At 44.2% G+C, this 21465-nt stretch carries 21 protein-coding genes; 1 reads left to right on the top strand and 20 read right to left on the bottom strand.

Features of this window, described 5'->3' with window-relative positions; translation table 11 throughout:
• Positions 1–63: 63 nt before the first annotated feature.
• The 17 genes from mfd to metG form a co-directional block, all read right to left on the bottom strand.
• The gene (mfd, locus tag GLW00_RS19305; protein WP_160916799.1) at positions 64–3600 is read right to left on the bottom strand and encodes a transcription-repair coupling factor; all 3537 of its coding nucleotides are present in this window, start codon (positions 3598–3600) and stop codon (positions 64–66) included.
• A gap of 49 nt (positions 3601–3649) precedes the next feature.
• Entirely contained in the window at positions 3650–3880 is a 231-nt protein-coding gene (gene fin, locus GLW00_RS19310) for an anti-sigma-F factor Fin (RefSeq protein WP_160916801.1), read from the bottom strand.
• A 76-nt stretch (positions 3881–3956) separates the two neighbouring features.
• Complete coding sequence (pth, locus tag GLW00_RS19315; RefSeq protein WP_160916803.1) at positions 3957–4520, bottom strand: aminoacyl-tRNA hydrolase; 564 nt, start codon at positions 4518–4520, stop codon at positions 3957–3959.
• A 297-nt stretch (positions 4521–4817) separates the two neighbouring features.
• Positions 4818–5471 carry a 50S ribosomal protein L25/general stress protein Ctc gene (locus GLW00_RS19320; protein WP_160916805.1) on the bottom strand — a complete coding sequence of 218 codons (654 nt, stop codon included), beginning with the start codon at positions 5469–5471 and terminating at the stop codon, positions 4818–4820.
• 79 nt (positions 5472–5550) lie between these two features.
• Complete coding sequence (locus tag GLW00_RS19325; RefSeq protein ID WP_146818732.1) at positions 5551–6504, bottom strand: ribose-phosphate diphosphokinase; 954 nt, start codon at positions 6502–6504, stop codon at positions 5551–5553.
• A gap of 15 nt (positions 6505–6519) precedes the next feature.
• Positions 6520–7899, bottom strand: a complete 1380-nt coding sequence (glmU, locus tag GLW00_RS19330) for a bifunctional UDP-N-acetylglucosamine diphosphorylase/glucosamine-1-phosphate N-acetyltransferase GlmU (RefSeq protein WP_160916807.1) — start codon at positions 7897–7899, stop codon at positions 6520–6522.
• Between the two features lie 157 nt (positions 7900–8056).
• Positions 8057–8356, bottom strand: coding sequence for a septation regulator SpoVG (gene spoVG, locus GLW00_RS19335; protein ID WP_075038302.1), 300 nt, complete (start codon positions 8354–8356; stop codon positions 8057–8059).
• A gap of 170 nt (positions 8357–8526) precedes the next feature.
• Complete coding sequence (gene purR, locus GLW00_RS19340; protein WP_160916809.1) at positions 8527–9345, bottom strand: pur operon repressor; 819 nt, start codon at positions 9343–9345, stop codon at positions 8527–8529.
• A 53-nt stretch (positions 9346–9398) separates the two neighbouring features.
• Positions 9399–10271, bottom strand: coding sequence for a 4-(cytidine 5'-diphospho)-2-C-methyl-D-erythritol kinase (ispE, locus tag GLW00_RS19345; protein WP_160916811.1), 873 nt, complete (start codon positions 10269–10271; stop codon positions 9399–9401).
• A 114-nt stretch (positions 10272–10385) separates the two neighbouring features.
• Positions 10386–10565, bottom strand: a complete 180-nt coding sequence (locus GLW00_RS19350; RefSeq protein ID WP_160916812.1) for a small, acid-soluble spore protein, alpha/beta type — start codon at positions 10563–10565, stop codon at positions 10386–10388.
• Between the two features lie 169 nt (positions 10566–10734).
• Positions 10735–10995, bottom strand: coding sequence for a biofilm formation stimulator Veg (gene veg / locus GLW00_RS19355; protein ID WP_035511778.1), 261 nt, complete (start codon positions 10993–10995; stop codon positions 10735–10737).
• A gap of 793 nt (positions 10996–11788) precedes the next feature.
• Positions 11789–12673, bottom strand: a complete 885-nt coding sequence (gene yabG, locus GLW00_RS19360; protein ID WP_202412580.1) for a sporulation peptidase YabG — start codon at positions 12671–12673, stop codon at positions 11789–11791.
• 69 nt (positions 12674–12742) lie between these two features.
• On the bottom strand, positions 12743–13612 hold the full coding sequence (gene rsmA / locus GLW00_RS19365; RefSeq protein ID WP_160916816.1) for a 16S rRNA (adenine(1518)-N(6)/adenine(1519)-N(6))-dimethyltransferase RsmA: 870 nt from the start codon (positions 13610–13612) through the stop codon (positions 12743–12745).
• Positions 13602–14165, bottom strand: a complete 564-nt coding sequence (gene rnmV / locus GLW00_RS19370; RefSeq protein WP_160916818.1) for a ribonuclease M5 — start codon at positions 14163–14165, stop codon at positions 13602–13604. Before rnmV ends, rsmA begins: the two co-directional genes overlap by 11 nt.
• A gap of 99 nt (positions 14166–14264) precedes the next feature.
• Positions 14265–15533, bottom strand: a complete 1269-nt coding sequence (locus GLW00_RS19375; protein WP_160916820.1) for a G5 and 3D domain-containing protein — start codon at positions 15531–15533, stop codon at positions 14265–14267.
• A gap of 210 nt (positions 15534–15743) precedes the next feature.
• Positions 15744–16517: a TatD family hydrolase gene (locus GLW00_RS19380; protein WP_160916822.1), complete on the bottom strand. Its 774-nt coding sequence runs from the start codon at positions 16515–16517 to the stop codon at positions 15744–15746.
• 81 nt (positions 16518–16598) lie between these two features.
• A complete protein-coding gene (gene metG, locus GLW00_RS19385; protein ID WP_160916824.1) occupies positions 16599–18554 on the bottom strand; it encodes a methionine--tRNA ligase in 1956 nt (651 codons plus the stop codon).
• A 415-nt stretch (positions 18555–18969) separates the two neighbouring features.
• Here metG and abrB point away from each other — a divergent pair, with 415 nt between their 5' ends.
• A complete protein-coding gene (gene abrB, locus GLW00_RS19390; RefSeq protein ID WP_075038313.1) occupies positions 18970–19245 on the top strand; it encodes a transition state genes transcriptional regulator AbrB in 276 nt (91 codons plus the stop codon).
• 122 nt (positions 19246–19367) lie between these two features.
• On the opposite strand, the gene rsmI is transcribed toward abrB, so the two are convergent.
• From rsmI to GLW00_RS19405, 3 genes are read right to left on the bottom strand one after another with little or no spacing between them, the layout of a single operon-like run.
• Positions 19368–20246 (bottom strand): 16S rRNA (cytidine(1402)-2'-O)-methyltransferase, encoded by an 879-nt coding sequence (gene rsmI, locus GLW00_RS19395; protein WP_160916826.1) that lies wholly within the window; start codon positions 20244–20246, stop codon positions 19368–19370.
• Positions 20215–20514, bottom strand: coding sequence for a GIY-YIG nuclease family protein (locus GLW00_RS19400; protein ID WP_160916828.1), 300 nt, complete (start codon positions 20512–20514; stop codon positions 20215–20217). Before GLW00_RS19400 ends, rsmI begins: the two co-directional genes overlap by 32 nt.
• Positions 20504–21247, bottom strand: coding sequence for a tRNA1(Val) (adenine(37)-N6)-methyltransferase (locus GLW00_RS19405; RefSeq protein WP_160916829.1), 744 nt, complete (start codon positions 21245–21247; stop codon positions 20504–20506). Before GLW00_RS19405 ends, GLW00_RS19400 begins: the two co-directional genes overlap by 11 nt.
• Between the last annotated feature and the right edge of the window lie 218 nt (positions 21248–21465).

Below are 21465 nucleotides of genomic sequence, written 5' to 3' on the forward strand. Positions count from 1 at the left end.
CGGGTGCAGAGGAAGCGTGAATAGATAAGAAAAACCTCATCCCTGTTAAGGGATGAGGTGCAATTAGGCGGTTGATACTTCTCTCATCATCTCCGGAAGCTTGCTGATAAATTCTTCGACAAGCTCATACCGTTTGAATTCTGTCTTACGGTCCCATGTAAAGGTTACCTTCAATTGGGAATCTTCTGTCCCTAGTTGAACCATACGCCCGTATTTATTTGCAAATTCGAACAGTTTTGTTCCATCGATCTGCTGACTTTGCTCAGCTTCCATCAACATTTCGATTTTCCTTTTCTTCTCTGTCACGCTCTCAATCCTTGAACGTTTTGCTTGCAGACGAATAGAAGAAACGCGGAACAAGTTATCCACCTCTTGCGGGTAATCGCCGAACCGGTCGATCAATTCATCACGCAAGTCATGGATATCCTCGACTGTTTCAATCGCCTGGAACAATTTGTACATATCGATTTTCTGCTTTTCATCAGCGATGTATTCATCGGGAATATAAGCATCCAGCATCATATCAAGCTCCGGTTGGAACGGCTGAATACTTTCCGGCTCTTTCCCTTGTCTTTTCGCTTCTATGGCGTCTTTTAGCATCTGGGAATACATATCGAATCCGACAGAATCAATATACCCGTGCTGCTGGGCTCCTAAAAGGTTCCCCGCTCCACGAATAGACAAATCACGCATGGCGATTTTGAACCCGGAACCGAGCTCGGTAAATTCTTTTATCGCCTGCAACCGTTTCTCGGCCACTTCTGTCAGCACTTTGTCCTTTTGATAAGTGAAATACGCATAGGCCACCCGGTTCGACCTTCCGACACGTCCTCGCAATTGATAAAGCTGACTTAGTCCCATACGGTCCGCATCATAAACAATGAGGGTATTCACATTCGGAATATCGACCCCCGTTTCAATAATCGTCGTACTGACAAGCACATCAAATTCCCCTTCCAGGAAGGAAAACATGACATTCTCAAGTTCGGTCTCATTCATCTGTCCATGGGCAGAAGTGACCCTAGCCTCCGGGACAAGCTCAGCAATTTGCTGAGCCATCCGTTCGATGTTTTCCACACGATTGAAGAGGAAAAATACCTGACCGCCCCGGGCCATCTCCCGTTCCACCGCTTCCCGGAGGAAAATCGGATTATATTCAAGCACATACGTCTGAATAGGGAAACGGTTGGCCGGTGGTGTTTCAATGACAGACAAATCTCTGACACCAAGCATGGACATGTGCAAGGTTCTCGGGATCGGAGTCGCCGTCAACGTCAACACATCGACATTGTTTTTCAACTGTTTGATTTTCTCTTTGTGTTTCACTCCGAAACGTTGCTCTTCATCGACGATTAACAGCCCTAAGTCCTTGAACTGCATATCTTTGGATAAAATTCGATGGGTTCCTACCACCACATCGACAAGACCCTTCCTTAGACGATCGGTCGTTTCTTTCTGCTGCTTTTTCGTACGGAAACGGCTCATTAGTCCAATGTTAATCCCAAAGCCCTGGAAACGCTCTTGAAGAGTCTCATAGTGCTGCTGGGCAAGAATGGTTGTAGGCACCAGCAAGGCTACTTGTTTTCCATCGACAATCGCTTTAAAAGCTGCGCGAATCGCGACTTCTGTTTTTCCATAACCTACATCTCCGCAAAGCAGCCGGTCCATCGGACGCACGCGTTCCATATCCGATTTGATTTCTTCAATACAACGGATTTGATCTTCCGTTTCTTCATAAGGGAAGGCTGCGTCAAAGTCTTTCTGCATTTCTCCATCTTCACTGAAGGCAAATCCTTTGGAGGCTTCGCGTTCAGCATAAAGCTGAATTAAATCATCAGCGATATCTTCGACTGAAGATTGGACCCGGCTCTTGACCTTTTTCCACTCACTGCCGCCAAGCTTATAAACTTTCGGTTCTTTTCCTTCCGACCCCACATATTTTTGGATCAGATCAATTTGGTCAATTGGCACATACAGCTTGTCATTTCCAGAGTAATTGACCATCAGAAAATCTTTATGGTTCCCAGCCATTTTCAATGTTTCAATCCCTAGATACTTTCCAATCCCATGGCTGGCATGGACGACATAATCGCCGACCTTCAATTCCTGATAGTTCTTAATCCGCTCGGCGTTCGACATTTTCTGTTTCCGTTTCGGTTTGGCGGTTCTTTTCTTGAACAGTTCATTTTCAGTCATGACCGCAAGCTTATGCATCGGCCATTCGAACCCATGACTGATATTACCCGTGATAATGGTCGGCTTCACCAACGGAAGCTGGACGTCCCCTTCCGCAATGACCGCTTCCATATCATAGTCACGAAGGACACCTTCGATCTTGGACTTTCTGTTTTCATCGGGAGCGAGGATCACGACAGAGAAATCCTGCTTTTCCCAGCGATCCATTTCATTTTTCAATAAATTCATCTGGCCATGGAACTGCTGCATCTGACGACTCGAGATATTCACGATATTCTGCGGTTGCGTATTGGGTATGTGCCTCATAAAAACAGACAGATAAAGACGAGGATGTTCGATTTTCATCCAAGCATCCTGCCAGTCGAAAGAAAGGTTAAGTTCGCGCACGGTCTGGTTGGCTTCCAGCATACTGTTGTGCCATTCTGCTTCTTCCTGGTCGAGACGATTGGCCGTCTCCTGGATTCGGCTCATTTCATCCAGAATGACAAGACCTGTTTCAGGCAGGTAGTCTAGTAGACTGACAGGTTCTTCGTAGAAATATCCAATGTACTTATAAATTTCCTGGAAATGCTCTTTCGCCTTTAAAAGATCCAAGTCATGCTCGACTACTTGAGCGAGTGTCTCTTTCGCATCCTGTTTGGTTAGTTTCTTCAAAGAATGGCTCAAGGCGTTCTCCAGACGATCATGGGCTCTGGCAAAATCCTCGTCCTTGAGCAACAGTTCCGTAGCCGGCCCAATCTGGACAGCCTCCAATTTGTCATGGGACCGTTGTGTTTCGGAATCAAACGTCCGAATCGAGTCCACTTCTGTATCAAACAACTCAATCCGAAACGGAAACTCTGCGGTCAGTGGGTACACATCCATGATTCCCCCACGCAAAGAAAACTCCCCTGGTGTGGCCACCATCTCTGTACGGTCATACCCCATGTTCACTAAGCGTTCTAAGTACTTGTCGAGATTAATTTCTTCCCCAACACGAAAAGGGAGCTGACTTTGCTCCCAGTAAGATTTCGGTGGCATCATTCGTTTTAGTGCAGCCACAGGTGCAATTAAAATCCCTTTTTCCTGAGACAGCCACTGACTTAACGCGTCGATTCGCTGGCTCCTTAGTTCAGGACTCGCAACGGCGATTTCTGATGCAATCAGTTCATTGACCGGATACAGGTGAACCTGGTCTGCATCGGTCAATTCTTGCATATCCTCATACAATTGTTGTGCTTGAATCAGTTGATGAGTCACGATGATGACTGGTCGTTCCAAAGACTCTTGAAGCATGGAAACCATTAGACTTCGTGAAGCCCCGGACAAACCAGCCACCATTTGTTCCTTCATCCCCGATTTAAAACCTTCGACAACAGAATGAATGTCATCCTGTGGAAATAAATAATCCTTAATACCTTGCATAACGAATTCCTCCACCACCCAGATTTCCGATCCCATCAGAAATCAAGATTTACTGTATAAAAAAGTCAAGCTCATGGTAATGTGGATTGTCGTCTAATGATTCTTTGCACGAGTCACAAATGGTTCGAATGTTCATATCACCGCTCGCTGTCATATGAACCATCTGCTCCTGGTCCTGATCATTTAATATATCAAAGCCCAACTGGGACACATCCACATGTTTCGCATCTAATTCTCCGACCTGGTTTTCACAATGACGGCAAAAATAACGTATTTTCATTTCCATCCTCCTTGAAGGGTTGATGGTAGATAGTTTTACCGTCATTCGGGACTGTTATACGAACTCGATGATCCCGTCACTTCACATTGAAATCATTCATCACTTCGTTAAACGGTCGCTCTATCCAAGCTTCACAAGCTTTTACAGAATCATCAATGCTTTCTTTCACTGATATTTGTTCTTCTTTGGAGAAGCCACCTAACACATGATCAATCACGGTTTTTGAACCTTCCGGACGCCCTACACCGACGCGCAGTCGTTTGAACTCTTTTGTTCCCAGCTGATCGATGATATTGCGAATGCCATTGTGACCGCCATGGCCGCCTTTTTTCCGCAAACGAATTTTTCCTGGTGGCAGATCCAAATCATCATAAACCACTAATACATCTTCGATATCAATATCGTAGAAGTCCATCAAAGGCCGAAGGGCTTCCCCTGACAAATTCATGTACGTTTGAGGTTTCAAAAGGATTACTTTCTCTCCGTTGAAACGCTCCATTGTGAATAAACCATTGAATTTTTTCTGGTTCAAAGCCCACTGATTTCGTGAAGCCAATTCATCTATAATCATAAACCCGATATTGTGTCGGGTGTCTTCATACTTCTTCCCTGGATTTCCAAGTCCTACAATACACTTCATACATAACTTCCTTTTCTGTCTTTATACTATTGATTCATTATATCAAAAGGAAACGCGGAAAGATGTCAAAATGCGTTCCATCCTTACAAAAACTTGCGCCTAACCTGTCGTGTGTTTATACAATCCCCTTAACCCTGGTTCTTAAACCGGACAATGATGAAATTTGGGTACACCAAGAGCATAAGCCCATCAACAGTTATAATACTTGTTTAAAACCATTGATTGACTTATGACTGTAGGAAGTTGAACGATTAAAAAGGGCGCGGCTTCTTGGCCACGCCCTTCGAATGTTTCCAATTACTCTTCTTTTTCTTCAGAATCTTCTTCTGCGTCCTCTGATTTCTCATTAATGACTTCAGGTTCAGCATCAGTATCTGTTTCCGGCTCTTCTTCCGGCATTTCTTCCGGAGGAGTTACGGATACGATCGTCGTATTTTCATCTTCGGTAATCTCATAGTTTTTGGACTCTTTCAAGTCACCGACCATGATGCTGTCACCGATATTCAGTTCAGAAATGTCAACAACGATTTCCTCAGGGATATCGCGTGGCTTGGCACGAACCGCCAAATCGTAAAGTGGCTGCTGAACGACGCCGCCTTCTTTACTTCCTGCCGCTTCACCTTCTAAGTGTACAGGAACTTCGACATCCATTTCCTCAGACATGTTTACAACGTAGAAGTCTGCGTGGATTAATTCATCTTTCAATGGATCGACTTGATATTCATGGAGCATGACATCCACGGTCTCTTTTCCTTCAATATCAAGAGAGATAATCGCGTTCTTACCTTCATCACGAACGGTTTTAAGTAACTCTATGCTGTTAACAGCAACCGTGATCGGTTCTTTATCCTTCCCGTATACGACACTAGGAATGTTTCCTTCCAAGCGGATTTCACGGGTTACAGATTGCTTGAGATTTTGTCTTTGATTTGCTTTTAATGTAATAGCCAAATTAATCAACCTCCAGTAATTTACCAATCATTATTTCAGTTTCCCGTTAAAAACAAGAGTTAAACCTAATTACGTAAAATTAGTCAAATAAAATACTAATGGATTGACGTTCATGGACACGGACAATAGCTTCACTGATTAAGCCGGCTACAGAAAGCTCGGTGATTTTCTCGCTCGATTTTTCTTCACCTAGTGGAATCGTGTTGGTAACCACAAGCTCTTTAATTTTCGAATTATCGATACGCTCGATCGCAGGTCCTGAAAGAACCGGATGCGTACAGCAAGCAAACACTTCTTTGGCACCGTTCTCGACAAGAGCGTTGGCCGCCAGTGTAATCGTACCAGCTGTATCAATAATGTCATCAATTAAAATGGCCGTCTTGCCTTCGATGTTACCGACGATGTTCATGACTTCCGCAACGTTTGGACGCGGACGACGCTTATCGATGATGGCAATAGGAGCTTTCAAACGATCCGCCATTTTACGGGCACGTGTTACTCCCCCATGGTCTGGAGATACGATGACAACATCCTCAAAATTCTTCTCCTCAAAATAGTCGGATAGAATCGGAACCCCGACCAGGTGATCAATCGGCAGGTTGAAGAATCCTTGGATTTGCGGTGCGTGCAGATCAAGCATTAAGACGCGGGAAGCTCCTGCCGTTTCAAGAAGATCAGCAATCAATTTAGCTGTAATCGGCTCACGGGCACGGGCTTTTCTGTCTTGTCTAGCATAACCGTAATAAGGCATGACAATATTGATGGATCTTGCTGACGCACGTTTTAGAGCATCGATCATGATCAGGAGTTCCATGATGTGCTGGTTGACGGGCTCACATGTAGATTGAACTACATACACATCACACCCACGGATACTTTCTTCAATATTGATTTGAATCTCTCCGTCACTAAAGCTCGTGACTGTACATTTACCTAGTTCGACTCCGATGTTATCAGCAATCTCTTTCGCTAACTCAGGATTTGAGTTGAGTGAGAATACTTTCAGTTTTGAATCCTTATATCCAGTTGCCATGGATGGAACCCTCCGTTAATCTTTTTTGATCGATTTCATTTTACTTGCATAGCCTTCTTTGTTCGTCTGGCGGGAACGGGCAATCGACAAAGCTTCGGACGGGACATCCTGGTTAATCGTGGAGCCCGCAGCTACATAAGCTCCTTTTCCTACGGTGACAGGAGCAATTAAGTTTGAATTGCATCCGATGAATGCATCATCTTCAATCGTCGTCAAATGCTTGTTCTCACCATCGTAGTTCACCGTAATGGTTCCACAACCGATGTTGACACCACTTCCAACCTCAGCATCCCCGATATAGCTTAGGTGAGAAGCTTTGCTTCCATCGCCGAAGGAAGCCTTTTTCACTTCCACAAAGTTTCCGACTTTCACATCATCACCTAGAGAGGATTGCGGGCGGATGTGGGCAAAAGGTCCAATTTGGACACGGGAGCCGATCTTACTATCGGCAGCGACACTCTGCTTAATAATCGTTGCACTGCCCACATAACAGTTTGTAATGGTAGAATGAGGGCCTATTACCGCATCGTCTTCAATGCTCGTTGCACCTTCAAGAACGCTTCCAGGATAGATGACGACATCTCTTCCTATGATCACATCTGGACCGATATACGTTTGTTCAGGATCGACAAGCGTAACCCCGTTTCTCATATGTTGCTCGTTAATTCGTTGTTTCATTAGCTTTTCTGCTTTTGACAAGGCCACACGATCATTAACACCTAGAGATTCCGAAAACTCCGGTGTTTGATAGGCACTGATGGTTTCCCCTTGACCCTTCAGGATTTCAACGACGTCCGGCAGGTAATATTCACCTTGAACATTATCATTAGAGACGTTCTTAAGTGCATCAAACAGCATAGCATTATCAAAACAATACGTACCTGTATTGATTTCCTGAATCGCCTGTTCTTCATCAGACGCATCTTTTTGCTCCACGATTCGTTCAACCTGGCCATTTCCGCCACGGATGACGCGGCCGTACCCGTGTGGGTCTTCAGCATGCGCCGTAAGGACTGTAGCCTTCGCCCCTTCTGCATCATGATGATCCAGAAGTTTTTGAAGCGTCTCCCCTGTCAACAATGGCGTATCACCACAAACAACAACGGTCGTCCCTTCTTTATCAGCCAGAATGTCATCCGCCTGTAAAACAGCGTGGCCTGTTCCCAACTGTTCCTCCTGAATGACATAATGACTATCTTCACCCAGCTGATCCTGGACTTTTTCAGCACCAAAACCTACAACGGTGATCAATTCTTGCAAATCTAATGTATTCAATTGGTCGACAACGTGCTGAACCATCGGCTTTCCACATACAGGATGCAAAACCTTATAAAGTTTTGACTTCATACGTGTACCTTGGCCAGCGGCTAGAACGACTGCATATCGATTAGTCATGAACGTACCTCCATCCTAAATATCCACTTTGAATCATATCTCAATACAACATGTATTTCAACATTTAGAGGAGGAACATAAACGGAAATCCGTCCAGGGTCTTTGACCAAAAAAAGAGTCTAACCTGGTTCGGTTAGACTCTTGTTGTGCGTAAGTATTAGGAAGCGCCGGCTTCTTCGAATTCCACCTCAGCTTCTTCCTCATCACCAGCACGGTGATAAGCTTCAAGTACAGCGTCCTGGATCTTTCCACGAGTACCTGAATTAATCGGGTGTGCAATGTCACGAAACTCCCCATCCGGAGTGCGTTTGCTCGGCATCGCCACGAACAGTCCATTGTTGCCATCAATCACCCGTATGTCATGGACAACAAACTCCTGGTCCAAGGTAATAGAAGCAATTGCTCGCATTCTTCCATCAGTATTCACGCGTCGCAGTCTTACGTCAGTTACTTCCATTAGATTCACCACCTTTTATACAAAAGAACTTATGTAAGACAAATTCCACAAAACGGGAAAAAATCCTGCTAATTTTTCTAAAAAATTTTTATGATTCTGTATATTTAGGTGTTCAACCATGAAGAAAGCCCTCATACAAAAGGATGAGGGCTCTTTTCACAAAGTATATTTTATATGTTTTCTAACAGGTTCCCTGGTCGGACTTCAATGGAGGATTTGCGTTCATCCGCATTGATAATCTGTACTACAGATAAATAATCATCCACGACGCGGTCCTCTTCTTCATCTTCCGCCTCAGCAAGAACTCCGATTCCTGCTAATTCAGCATCAAATTCCATTAATAAATTCCGCATTCCATTAATGGTTCCGCCAGCTTTCATGAAATCATCAATGATACAGACTCTTGATCCTTGAGGAAGAGATCTCTTCGTTAGAACCATAGTTTGTATCTTCCTGGTCGAACCAGAAACGTAGTTAATGCTCACCGTTGACCCTTCAGAAATTTTCGGATCCCTTCTGGCAATCACTACGGGTACGTTCAAGTAGGAAGCGACAGCGTAGGCGAGGGGGATTCCTTTCGTCGCAACTGTCATGACCACATCGATGTCTTTATCGCGAAAAGCAGAAGCGAACAGCTTGCCGATGTTACGTGTCGTTTCCGGATCACCTAACAAGTCACTCATAAACAAATAGCCACCCGGCAGGAGCCGCACGGGGTCCTCCAACTTTTCACATAATTCTTCAACAAAACGATGGCTTTCTTCTTTTGAGAAAGCAGGGATATATTTCACTCCACCAGCTGCTCCAGAAACTGTTTCTAAATAGCCGATCCCCTCATGTTGGAACATTTTGTTGATTATTCCTAAATCTTCACTAATGGATGATTTCGCAGCATCGTACTTTTCTGAGAAAAAAGGGAGGGATATAAGCTCACGTGGTCGATCGAGAATATAATGAGTCATGGCGACAAGTCTTTCGCTTCTTTTCATACAAAGACACCTCTAAATCCGAATGTTTTCATTAAATATAACAAATTCGTACGTTATTTATCAAGTGGTTCTTTGTATCCGAGCATACGAACCATAAAAACTTCCGTACAAAAGCCCTTTAGACTGTTATAAATTCTCTGGGCTCGCGCATCATGTTCAACGAGCGAAAAAACGGTCGGACCACTTCCACTCATAAGCACAGCGTCAGCCCCTGCCTGCTTCATCTGCTCTTTAATTTGACCGACTTCTTCATGCATTTGTAGCGTCACACCCTCAAGTGTATTGCCGACGTTCTCACAAATGCCCGAGTAGTCTCCATCTTTCAGAGCATTCACCATGGCTTCGGTATCAGGGTGGTGAGCCGCACTTAAATCAAGATTCTTATAGACGGACTGGGTCGATACACCAAGCGTAGGTTTAGAAAGGACTACCCAACACGGAGGAGGGGCAGGAAGGTGTTGAATCTTTTCTCCCCGGCCGGTCGCAAGCGCCGTTCCTCCGTGTACACAGAAAGAAACATCCGAACCAATTTCTGAACCAAGTTCCGCCAATTCATCCATGCTCAAACCCAGCCCCCACATCCGGTTCACACCTCGAAGAACAGCTGCGGCATCACTGCTTCCTCCAGCAAGCCCGGCCGCTACAGGGATGTTCTTTTCAATAAAGATCTTAACTCCTTGAGTTACATGAAAACGATCTTTCAACAGTTGTGCCGCACGGTAAGCTAAATTACGTTCATCATTCGGGACAAAACGGCTTTCCGATTCCACTTTGATTTCATCTTCAGAGAGGAGGGTCAGTTCAATGCGATCGGCAAGATCGACAGTTGTCATGACCATCTCTACTTCATGAAACCCGTCCGCTCGTTTATGTAAAACATCAAGAGACAAATTAATTTTCGCAGGAGCTTTTTCAAGTATTTGCATGCAAGCACCTCATCTTCCATATGATTCTGAAAGCATTGTACCATATTTGTTGGGCTGGTGAGGGGCACGAGAAAGGAAAAAAGCCCCTGGAGCATCAAGCGCCAGGGGAAAAGCTTACTGTTGGTTGTTCACCATTTGTTCTTCTGCCATTTGAATTGCTCGTTTTACCATATTGCCGGCATCACGCCCAGAAATGCCGCCCCATCCGTCTTTTTCTACCTTGTCGTAAAACCCAAGTTCTTTCGCGATTTCTTCTTTCAACGAGTTGGACATCATGCTGCGCTTACGTCCCATCGTCTTCAGCTCCTTTCGCTTTCACTAAAGCTACGACAAAGTTAGTATGTGCGAAACATGCAACGGATAAGCAAGGGAGTTGTATGTAAGGATGGTAATGATTCCTTCTTTATCTTTTTGAATGATATTCCGTTTTGCAGACAAAATAAAAAAGCAGCAAACGGTTGGTTCACTGCTCAAGTGCCATAGTCTGTAGGTCGTCGAAGTTCAATTCGACTGTCTCTGTAAGTACATCTGCATAGCTGTAAGATACACGTTCAAAAGCATTTTCTTCTTGATCCAGCTCTACAATGAAAACAGCAGGATATGTCTCTGCCAGTACACCGGATCGTTCGATTGTTTTACGACGTCCGCCGTTTGCTTTCAAAGTTAGGCGTTTACCAATTTGCCCTTCAAGGGATTGCTTGATTTCTACTAACGTTTTAGCCACTGCACTCCACCTCACTGTAAATTAGTTTATCACAGACTTAGGACAAAGTCAAATAAAATTATTAATTATACCAACTGCGCATTCACAATGCAACAGAATGATATAAATAATCGGTCCTGGTTAGCTTATCCATTTCAAGGAAAAGTATGTAAGCTTTTTTTATTTCCTTAAAATCCGTACATATTCCTCTTCCGCTAACGCTCCCTTTAGTTGAAGACTCAGTTTCGAGATGTTTCTGGGTTCGTTGCCTGGGTTGAGGTCAGGGGTGGCTGGGAAGCTACTCGCTTTCCTGTGGGGGAGCGCCGAGCTTCCTCGGACTGCGTCCTGCGGGATCTCGCCTATCTCCTTCTCCCACGGGAGTCTCGCAGCTTCCCAACCACCCATTTCATATGAGGGAGAAACGAACCCCCTATACCGAGATGGAGTGCCCACCACTCTCCCATCTAGAGTGGGATAAGCTTCTGTATCAAGCTTTCACTTTCTGAATGCCACTGGGCAGAATTAATATTATCCTTTTCCCAAAACCATACAAGCTGATTTTTAAGTAGTGGTTTCGAGAACCTTCCTTGGTTAAGGGGCGGAGGGGAATGGCGAGACTCCTGCGGGAAAAGAGTGCTAGGTGAGACCCCGCAAGGATTCAGCATGAGGAGGCTCACCGCGCTCCCGCGGAAAGCGAGTTATTCCCCTCCGCCCCATCCACTCAACAAAAGTCTCGAAATTGAGCCTTACACAATCCTGCCATTTAGCTGAAGGTGAATAAGAAAAAGCCGTCATCACGTGATGACGGCTTTTTTTATGGTTCCTGGATTTCTTCTGTTTGATTTTCAGTGTAGGGCATGCCGATGCGGAGCAATCCTTTGGTTTCTATTCCGCCTAGGCCATCTTCTCCACTTATAGTATTACGAATGACTTCCCAAATGTTGATATGGTCCATAAACGAAGTATACGCCACACGGGCAGCCACGTAGACCGGGTCAATGGCGTGAATGTTAACCCGGGCAGGTGAGCTCGCAAAGTTGGCTCCAGCCCTGATAATGGATTCAAAATGAGATTGGCAGGCACCAGCAAAGACGACCATTTGATCGAAATTGGGATATTTTCTTCTTATGTTCCTGACAGCTTCTACAAAGTACTTGGAATGACGATAAGACTCCAACTCCCTGACAGTTCCTTTCGCTTTGGAGTAGGAGTCGTGTCCCGTCAAAACGACAATTTCCGGGTGCACTTTTTCTATTAGAGACAGGACTTGGTTCGGCATTTCTTTTTCGTGAAGGTATTGTCCATGAACTTGCAACCCTAGTTGTTCATATAAAGCAATACACTTTTTCAAAAACAATGGATCTCCATCTATATGAAGAATTCGGGGAGGGATTTGAAAATAGTTCGTTTCTTTTTGATTGGCATACCCACTCCCTGCTTCTGCTTCCCTTTTTTCTTTTAGGAGTCTGTAATCTTGCCGAAATAAACGGTAGGAATAGGCTTCCTTCTCATCGACTTCACTTTTTCTACGGTGATACTCAGCTCCGGTTACTTTTTCAAGATCATCGAGAGGGGCGTCGGCCTCAAGTCTTATATATTCGCCCATCAATTTTAAGAGTGGTCCCTTCTCTGACTTCACTCGAAAAATGATGTCGTGCTGATAGGATTTCCGTGTTACAAGGTCTCCACTTGATATCATCACTTCCCCACCTCACTCTATACACTACTGTAGTGTATGTGTGAACATGGGCTTTGTGTCTATTTACAGTCACTTATATAAAACGTTGGCTAGATCTGCGAATTCCTGCATGGATAAAGATTCCCCGCGTCGAGATGGATCGATATTGACCTTTTCAAGTCGATTTCTAAGCTCTTCCTTATCCATTTCCCCTTTGAAATGACGGGCTAAGTTGTTCATCAAAGTTTTTCTACGTTGCCCGAACGTTGCTTTCACAACGTCGAAGAAGAATTCTTCATCTTCCACCTCAACAGGTGGCTTCTCTCTCATTTCCAAATGTAGTACAGAAGAATCCACATTCGGTTGAGGCATAAAGACGGTCTTAGGGACATTCAAGACGACATTTGCTTCTGTATAATACTGAACGGCAATGGAAAGAGAACCGTAACTTTTCGTATTTGGTTCAGCAGCCATGCGATCCGCCACTTCTTTCTGAATCATGACCGTTATGCTGTCAATGGGCAGTCGATCCATCAGAAGTTTCATCAGAATAGGTGTCGTAATATAATAAGGAAGGTTAGCTACGACACGGACGGGTTGATCAGGGTTGAAATGATCAGCGATTACACGGGCAACATCCGCTTTGAGAATATCCTGGTTAATGACTTCGACATTGTCATAGGCCCCAAGAGTTTCTTTCAAAATCGGAAGGAGGCGCTGGTCGATTTCAAAGGCTACGACACGGTCGGCGTGCTGGGCCAGCTGTTCTGTTAAAGCCCCGATGCCAGGTCCGATCTCTATCGCACTCGCTGAACGGTCAATTCCAGCTTCTGCAATGATATTTTTTAAAATGTTAACATCAATGAGAAAGTTTTGCCCCAGGCTTTTCTTAAATGAGAATCCATAATTCTGCAAAATTTCTTTCGTTCTTGTTGGTGTGGCTACTGCTTTACTGTTCATTTCTTTCCTCCTGTATGATCTGATCCATCGCTTCATTTAGCTGGTGGGACGTAATGTGGAACATATTCAATCGTTTTAACAACTGTTTTCCATTCGTTTTGCCAATTTTGAGGGAGACCCCCAATTTCTCCCGGCGCTTGGAGGCTTTCGGACCTCCGATGAGTCCGTAGTCGACGAGATCGGCTTTTTCAATTTCACCTTCCCGGATATCCACTAGTTCATATACCGCAGACAGGGCTTCCTGAATATCAGCAATCGATGCATGTTCGATGCCAATGCCTTTGTCATGTTTGGCACGTGCACGATGTTTCGGTAAAAAAGCATGCTTACATGAAGGTACATGCTGGCTTACGATATGCCTGATCCGCTCTCCAGGATAATCGGGATCTGTAAAGATAATGACCCCTCTTTTATCCTGTGCATGTTTGATTTGTTCAAGAACGTGCTCATCAATCGCTGATCCATTCGTTTCAATGGTATCTGCGTCCACGGCAGATTTAATTCGGGCGGTATCATCTTTCCCTTCCACCACAATCACTTCTTTAATTTTCACGTACTTTCCTCCTGTTGCGTTCCCTTCTTCATCTTTCCATAGCATACCATGACTCTATACACGGAAAAAAGCAGAGGAACGATTCCTCTGCTATCTCCATTAATCCAATATTTTCACTTTTACATTACGGGAGCCGAAATTAAGAGCCTCGCTCCTGGAAGGAACGAATAAATCGATACGATTTCCATTAATAGCTCCACCTGTGTCTCCAGCAATGGCATAGCCGTACCCTTCTACCCAGACGCGGCTCCCAAGCGGAATGACACTAGGATCGACCGCTACGACTTTTTTGTTCGGATTCGCTTTCAAGTTGATGCCTGTAGCCGTAATGCCCGAACATCCTGCACAGTTTGCGGTGTAGGCCGTTGCATGCATATATAAGGTCTTCGCTCCACTTGTATCGTTTCGCGATACCGTCGTAGATGCTTGACTTGAGGAAGAGCGGGAAGAGCTTGATGCATTTGAAGAACTTGACGGGCTTGAAGCAGCAACTGTCGCTTTCTTCTCCACTTTCGTACCAAGAGCAACCACTTTTGTCTTACTCTCTTCTTCCACCGTTTCCTTAATTAGTTCACGGCTGGCTTCCTCACCGTTTTTCAAGATTACTTCATATTCCTTCGTAATCAACCCTTTTTCTCCACTGGAAACGACTTTCTTTTCCCCTTTTGGAAGAGAGTTGTCTTTCTTTGTTTCCACTGTAAAGTCAACTTCTTCTTCGACAACGTCGGTCACTTTCTCGACTCTGGTAATCATGACCTTTTTATCAGAGGATAGCTCTTCTTCCTCATTGAGGTTCAACTCATCCAATTCGCTCAGAGTAATCCCCTCTTCTTGAAACAACTCGTCGACCGTGGATGCGGTCGTCCAGATTTTTTTGGAGTCTCCTCCATCATTGACGTTCACTTGGAAGGCCTGTTGGACTTTAATGTCCATGCCATCTTCAATGAGAGCATCCGGATCATGGGATAATTCATCCCGCTCTTTGAAATCAAGATCCTCCTGCTCAAAGAATTCCTCCACTGTCGAGGCTGTTGTAAAGTATTCTTCTGTATGGTTTCGATCGATGGCTAGATTGATAGACTTAGATGCTATGTATGAGACATCCATTCCATACTCAACCGGATCGGATAAGTTATGTGATAATTCATCGTGTTGTTGGACAGTGACATCGAGCTCTGATAATAATTCATCAATAGTATCAGCATGAGTGCGTATCAGTTCTTTCTGCCCATTTTGTGTCACTTGCACAGAAGCTTTAGTAGCTTCATACGAAACGGTTACTAAAAAGGCGATGCATAGGACGGCAATCACAGTTGCCCATACCATCATGTGACTAATGGCTGATTTTAACAATTTTCCTATTTTCATCCTTTGGCCTCCTTTCTAAAGCACGCGTTTTATTGTAGTCAAGTGACAAACTCATGTCAAATGGATCCTCTTTACAAAAAAATAGAGGAGCCAGCATGACCATCACTGACTCCTCTATTATGCTATTATACCTAGTCAATTAACATAACAAACGTGTTACAGTTCCCATACAATTGGGCGAATTTTGTAATATACCCTCCAAGGTCCCCTTTATTGCGACTGGATTCCAAAGAATTCGAGAGCATTCGAAGTTGTGGTTTCACTCACCTCTTCATACGAAATTCCCTTCAACTCTGCAATTTGTTCCGCAACAAGCTTCACATAGGCAGGTTCATTTCGCTTCCCGCGGTTCGGATGCGGAGCCAGGAACGGGCAGTCCGTTTCTACTAACAAATGCTTAAGATCCACCGCTTTGGCCACCTCTTTCGGTAATTTTGCATTCTTAAAGGTGACAGGACCGCCTAAGGAAATCATGAAGTTCATATCAATGCATTCCTGCGCAATTTCTACAGGCCCACTGTAACAATGCATGATGCCGCCGACTTCAGCTGCATTCTCTTCCTTTAGGACTTCAACGATATCATCTGTCGCCTCACGATTGTGGATGATGATCGGCATCTTCACCTTCTTTGCGAGACGGATCTGTTTACGAAACACTTCTTTTTGCACGTCTTTCGGTGATTTATCCCAATGGTAATCCAATCCCATTTCCCCTATCGCGACGACTTTAGGGTGCTGAGACAATTCCTCAATCCATTGAAGGTCCTCATCCGTCATATCAATAGCATCAACCGGATGCCAGCCTACAGCGGCATAGATGTTTTCATACCGCTCGGCGATTTCCATCGCTTTCGGGATCGTTTTCCTATCGAAGCCTACAACGGTCATATACTGAACACCAGCTTCTTGAGCTCTTTCAATCGTTTCTTCCAAGTCCTCTTCGAACTGATCTGCATTCAAGTGGACGTGCGTATCAAACAACATTCATTTTCCCACCTTCATCAATTAATCGTCATGTAAAAAAAGGGAAAGCACTATGGAGAGCTTTCCCTTTTTATTGGCGTGTTATTTCACTTTCGTCCCATTCTTCAACGACTGATCCACAGATGCCAAAGATAAACCATTGTCGTCTTCACCAGCAAGAATCATCCCTTCAGACAATTCCCCGCGGAGTTTGACCGGTTTCAAATTGGCGACGCAAATGACTTTCCTTCCAACAAGATCTTCCGGAGTGTAGTGTTCAGCGATACCGGAAACGACTTGGCGCTGCTCATAACCGAGGTCCAATTGAATTTTAAGCAGCTTGTCTGCTTTCTTCACCTTGTCGACTTTCGTTACTTCCGCAACCCGGAAATCAAGCTTCATGAAATCATCGATGGTCACTTCTTCCACTTGCTCCGTTTTCTCCTCTTTTTTCTCTTCTTTTGGAGGAGCTGACTTCTTCATCATGTCTTTGATGATTTGCGTCTCCTCTTCCGCATCGAGACGAGGGAAAATCGGCTGGTCTTTTTGTACCTTCGTTCCAGCTGGAAGAATTCCAAATTCGCTGAGGCTTTCCCATGCTTTATGCTCATCTGCTGTTACTCCGAGCTGCTGGAAGATTCGCTCAGGCGTCTGCGTCAAGAACGGCTGAAGCATCACAGCTATTTGACGAAGCGATTCAGCCAGGTGGGCCATGACATTACCCAGTCGGTCTTTTTGGTTTTCATCTTTAGCCAGAACCCACGGCTGTGTTTCATCGATATATTTATTCGTACGACTGACGAATTTCCAAAGATCTGCAAGAGCCACAGAAAACTCCATGTTCTCAAGAGAATCTTCTACAGAGATTCTCGTCTCCTGGGCCAGTTTTTCAAGGCTTTCATCAAACTCATCTTCCCTTAGTTTCAGAGCTGGAATTTCACCCTCGAAATACTTACTGATCATCGCGACTGTACGGTTCAGTAGGTTCCCAAGGTCATTCGCAAGGTCATAGTTCGTACGTTCAACGAATGCTTCTGGTGTAAACACCCCATCAGAACCGAATGGTACTTCGCGAAGCAAGTAGTAGCGTAGAGCATCCAGACCATAACGATCACTCAACTGGACCGGATCCACAACGTTCCCCTTGGACTTGGACATTTTTCCATCTTTCATTAAGATCCAGCCATGGGCAAATACCTGCTTCGGCAAAGGCAGATCAAGAGCCATCAGCATGATTGGCCAATAGATGGTATGGAAACGGACAATTTCCTTCCCTACAAGCTGAACATCTGCCGGCCAGTATTTTTGATATTTGGAATCATCATCACTCTCATAGCCAAGCGCGGTAATGTAGTTGCTCAACGCATCAATCCATACGTAAATGACGTGCTTCTCATTTCCGGGTACTCCAATTCCCCAATCGAATGTCGTCCGGGATACAGCCAAGTCTTCAAGACCTGGTTTAATGAAGTTATTGATCATTTCATTTTTACGGCTTTCCGGTTGGATGAATTTCGGATTCTTCTCATAGAACTCAAGCAATTGATCCACATAGTTGCTCATCTTGAAGAAGTAGGATTCTTCTTTTACTTTTTCTACTTCACCGCCACAATCCGGACAGCGGCCGTCTTCAAGCTGACGTTCTGTGAAAAAGGACTCGCACGGGGTACAATACCATCCTTCATACTCATCCAAATAAATGTCGCCTTTTTTCATTAAGTAATCAAAAATTTTCTCTACGACTACTTTGTGACGATCCTGTGTGGTACGAATAAAGTCATCATAGGAAATATCGAGTTTATCCCATAATTGCTTAATCCCGCTCACAATATCATCCACGTATGCTTGTGGAGAGACCCCTTTTTCTTCTGCCTTCCGCTGGATCTTCTGTCCATGCTCATCCGTTCCGGTCAAATACATGACATCATATCCCCGTAAACGTTTGTAGCGTGCCATCGCATCACCCGCTACGGTCGTATAGGCATGTCCAATATGCAAATTACCACTAGGGTAATAAATAGGTGTCGTTATATAAAACGTCTTATTTTCCTCAGGCATTCTTTTCCCTCCTCAAAATCTTCCTACCATGTGTCATAAAAGGTCATGGTATCATTCTATCGATTTATCTTCTTTATTTCCATTCCTAACATTAAAATATACCGAATTTTACGTAAAACTGTCAAAAGAACCAAACATTATAATTTCACATATGTAAATACTCTGGTAAAATAAAATGTATATAGATAGGTTGGATAAACCAACCAGATATGGGATGAAAGGGATGGGTAGAGATGGAAAGAGGCCTGGATGAATCGCTCCACTCACCCATTTTCAATACCTGCACCAGTATGTGGAATTGGAAATTCTAATCCCTTTTTAAGTAATTGACACGTCTGGGAATGGTTGGTACTATATTGTCGAGACATATGTCGAAACATGACAGCTAAACTTTTGATTGAGGGGAGACAGAAATATGAAATCTACAGGTATTGTACGTAAAGTCGACGAGCTCGGTCGCGTGGTTATTCCGATCGAACTCCGCCGCACACTAGGCATTAACGAAAAGGACGCGTTGGAGATTTATGTGGACGATGACCGTATCGTTCTAAAGAAATATAAGCCCAACATGACTTGCCATGTCACAGGGGAAGTTTCTGATGAAAATATGAAACTGGCAAACGGCAACCTAGTCCTGAGCAAGGAAGGCGCACAAATGCTGCTTTCAGAACTACAAGACAACCTTAAATAAATCAGATTTAGAGATAAATAGAAAAGAGACGATTTACTGGTTATAGAGAGAAAAAAGACATATGTTAAAGCAACCCCTTACTGTTCACAGGCCTGGCAGTAAGGGGTTTTCTCTTGCTGGTTTTATTTTTCTTCTACATGATAGGCCTGATAGACTTCCCGTTTCGGGAGCTTTCGGTCTAGAGCCGTCTGTTTTATCGCTTCTTTATTCCTCATTCCATCGTTTTCAATATAGTGCTGGACGTGATCGACGAGGGATAAGTGTGCCCACCACTGGTGGCTATCCTCAGATTCTACATCACCCGCTCCTTCAATCACTACACAAAATTCCCCACGAATTTGTTCAGAATGAGCCCAATCCACTAATTCTCCCAAACCCCCACGAATGTATTCTTCGTAACGTTTCGTCAGTTCGCGTACTAATGAGGCCTTTCTATCTCCAAGTATTTCATGAACATGGCTTAACATCTCCTTCAATCGGTGAGGAGATTCATAAAAAATCAGAGTGGCTTGAATGGATTGAAGCTTCTCTAAAACGGCTGCGCGGTCTTTCTTTTTCCTTGGAAGAAATCCATGAAAGTAAAACTCTTCTGTGGATAGCCCTGATCCGGCGAGAGCAGGCAACGCGGCATTCGCACCTGGCAGAACAACGACGGGGATATCTGCCTCAATCGCTCTTTGGACAAGATCTGTTCCAGGATCTGAAACCCCGGGCATACCCGCATCACTGACGATGGCGATGTCTTTTCCACCACTCAGCCTCTCAATCAACTCCGGACCTTTTGTGTGTTTGTTATGTTCATGGTAACTGACAAGTGTCGTAGAGATTTCAAAATGATTGAGCAATTTTCTGGAATTCCTCGTATCCTCGGCACCAATCATATCCACTTCTTTTAAAGTATTAACAGCACGAAAAGTCATATCTTCCAGGTTTCCTATGGGAGTAGGGACAATATAAAGCGTCCCTTGATCATGATCCATGAAACTTTTTTGTACGTTCATCCATGCTCACCCCTTCCTTTCTTTGTTCAATCCAATATTCTTTCTCTTTCCTTGTCATTCGTTTCAGCCGGTATTCTTGTTGTAAGGCTTCTGACTTCGTCTCATACACTTCATAAGCCTCAAGTACGAGAGGCCCTCTACCTCTTGTGTACTTGGCCCCTTTGCCGCTCTGATGCTTTTCTAACCTAGCCCCCAGATTGTTGGTGTATCCGGTATAAAGGGTGCCATCTTTACATTTGAGCATATAGACGTAATGACTATTCTCCATAAAGAATTTCCCTTAGCTCTTGAGTATATTCGTCATCATTCGTAAGAGCGTACAGCGGAGGTAGAATTTTCAACCCGGGCTTCCCGTCTCTGACTCCTTCAATCAGAAGAATGTTCGCCTCTTTTCCCTCTTTTGGATATACGAGTCGCATTCTTTTAGGCTCCAACTTGTACTTTTTGAATAACTGAATAATTTCCACCATGCGCTCAGGGCGATGAACCATGGATACTTTTCCTCCTGACTTCGCCAGCCTGCTGCATGACTCTACTACGTCTTCTAAGCTGCAGTGGATTTCGTGCCTGGCAATAGCCAAATGCTCATTCAAGTTCTGCTCATCCGCTTTAGGAGTAGGAAAATATGGAGGATTACATGTAACCAGATCGAATTTGTCATTTCCGTAATGTCCGGGCATATCTTTCAAATCCCCATGGATCATATTCAGTTGATCGCCTAAATCATTCAGTTCCATGTTACGGAGGGCCATGTCATAGAGCCGCTCCTGAATTTCCACCCCTGTTATCGGAACTCTCGATCGTGTGGAGAGAAAAAGAGGGACGACACCGTTCCCTGTACATAAATCGATGATTTTCCCCCGTGTTTTTGGTACATAAGTAAAGTCAGCGAGTAAAACCGCATCTAATGAAAAAGCGAATACGCTCGGGCTTTGAATAATCCGCATGTTTTCTTTCGCTAATAAAAAATCAATTCGTTCATCTTCATATAATTGAACCATTTCCGCTTTCCTTTCTTTACTTGAATTCCTATAACAGCTCCCTTTTCTGGAACGGTTTCATTGCTTTTTTTCAGGGGCGAACGGATTCTGGGAAACTAAACGTTTCCCATCGCCTCCTATCTGCACATAAAAACATGGAATCAAGTATTCCGTAATACTGACAAATCATCTTTCCCTAACATAACTATAAATTTAAACCCATCTATGATATAAAGAGA

Origin of the sequence: Halobacillus litoralis (assembly GCF_009856445.1) — a bacterium.
Classification (GTDB): Bacteria; Bacillota; Bacilli; order Bacillales; family Halobacillaceae; genus Halobacillus; species Halobacillus litoralis.

Coding starts and splice junctions, on each gene's coding strand:
- purR (WP_160916809.1), bottom strand. CDS start 9,345: ATGAAAAGAAGCGAAAGACTTGTCGCCATGACTCATTATATTCTCGAT.
- GLW00_RS19325 (WP_146818732.1), bottom strand. CDS start 6,504: ATGGCAACTGGATATAAGGATTCAAAACTGAAAGTATTCTCACTCAAC.
- rsmA (WP_160916816.1), bottom strand. CDS start 13,612: ATGAACAGTAAAGCAGTAGCCACACCAACAAGAACGAAAGAAATTTTG.
- yabG (WP_202412580.1), bottom strand. CDS start 12,673: ATGATATCAAGTGGAGACCTTGTAACACGGAAATCCTATCAGCACGAC.
- GLW00_RS19380 (WP_160916822.1), bottom strand. CDS start 16,517: ATGTTGTTTGATACGCACGTCCACTTGAATGCAGATCAGTTCGAAGAG.
- GLW00_RS19375 (WP_160916820.1), bottom strand. CDS start 15,533: ATGAAAATAGGAAAATTGTTAAAATCAGCCATTAGTCACATGATGGTA.
- spoVG (WP_075038302.1), bottom strand. CDS start 8,356: ATGGAAGTAACTGACGTAAGACTGCGACGCGTGAATACTGATGGAAGA.
- metG (WP_160916824.1), bottom strand. CDS start 18,554: ATGCCTGAGGAAAATAAGACGTTTTATATAACGACACCTATTTATTAC.
- pth (WP_160916803.1), bottom strand. CDS start 4,520: ATGAAGTGTATTGTAGGACTTGGAAATCCAGGGAAGAAGTATGAAGAC.
- ispE (WP_160916811.1), bottom strand. CDS start 10,271: ATGCAAATACTTGAAAAAGCTCCTGCGAAAATTAATTTGTCTCTTGAT.
- rsmI (WP_160916826.1), bottom strand. CDS start 20,246: ATGAACGTACAAAAAAGTTTCATGGATCATGATCAAGGGACGCTTTAT.
- GLW00_RS19400 (WP_160916828.1), bottom strand. CDS start 20,514: ATGGAGAATAGTCATTACGTCTATATGCTCAAATGTAAAGATGGCACC.
- glmU (WP_160916807.1), bottom strand. CDS start 7,899: ATGACTAATCGATATGCAGTCGTTCTAGCCGCTGGCCAAGGTACACGT.
- fin (WP_160916801.1), bottom strand. CDS start 3,880: ATGAAAATACGTTATTTTTGCCGTCATTGTGAAAACCAGGTCGGAGAA.
- abrB (WP_075038313.1), top strand. CDS start 18,970: ATGAAATCTACAGGTATTGTACGTAAAGTCGACGAGCTCGGTCGCGTG.
- GLW00_RS19405 (WP_160916829.1), bottom strand. CDS start 21,247: ATGGTTCAATTATATGAAGATGAACGAATTGATTTTTTATTAGCGAAA.
- mfd (WP_160916799.1), bottom strand. CDS start 3,600: ATGCAAGGTATTAAGGATTATTTATTTCCACAGGATGACATTCATTCT.
- GLW00_RS19350 (WP_160916812.1), bottom strand. CDS start 10,565: ATGGGACGTAAGCGCAGCATGATGTCCAACTCGTTGAAAGAAGAAATC.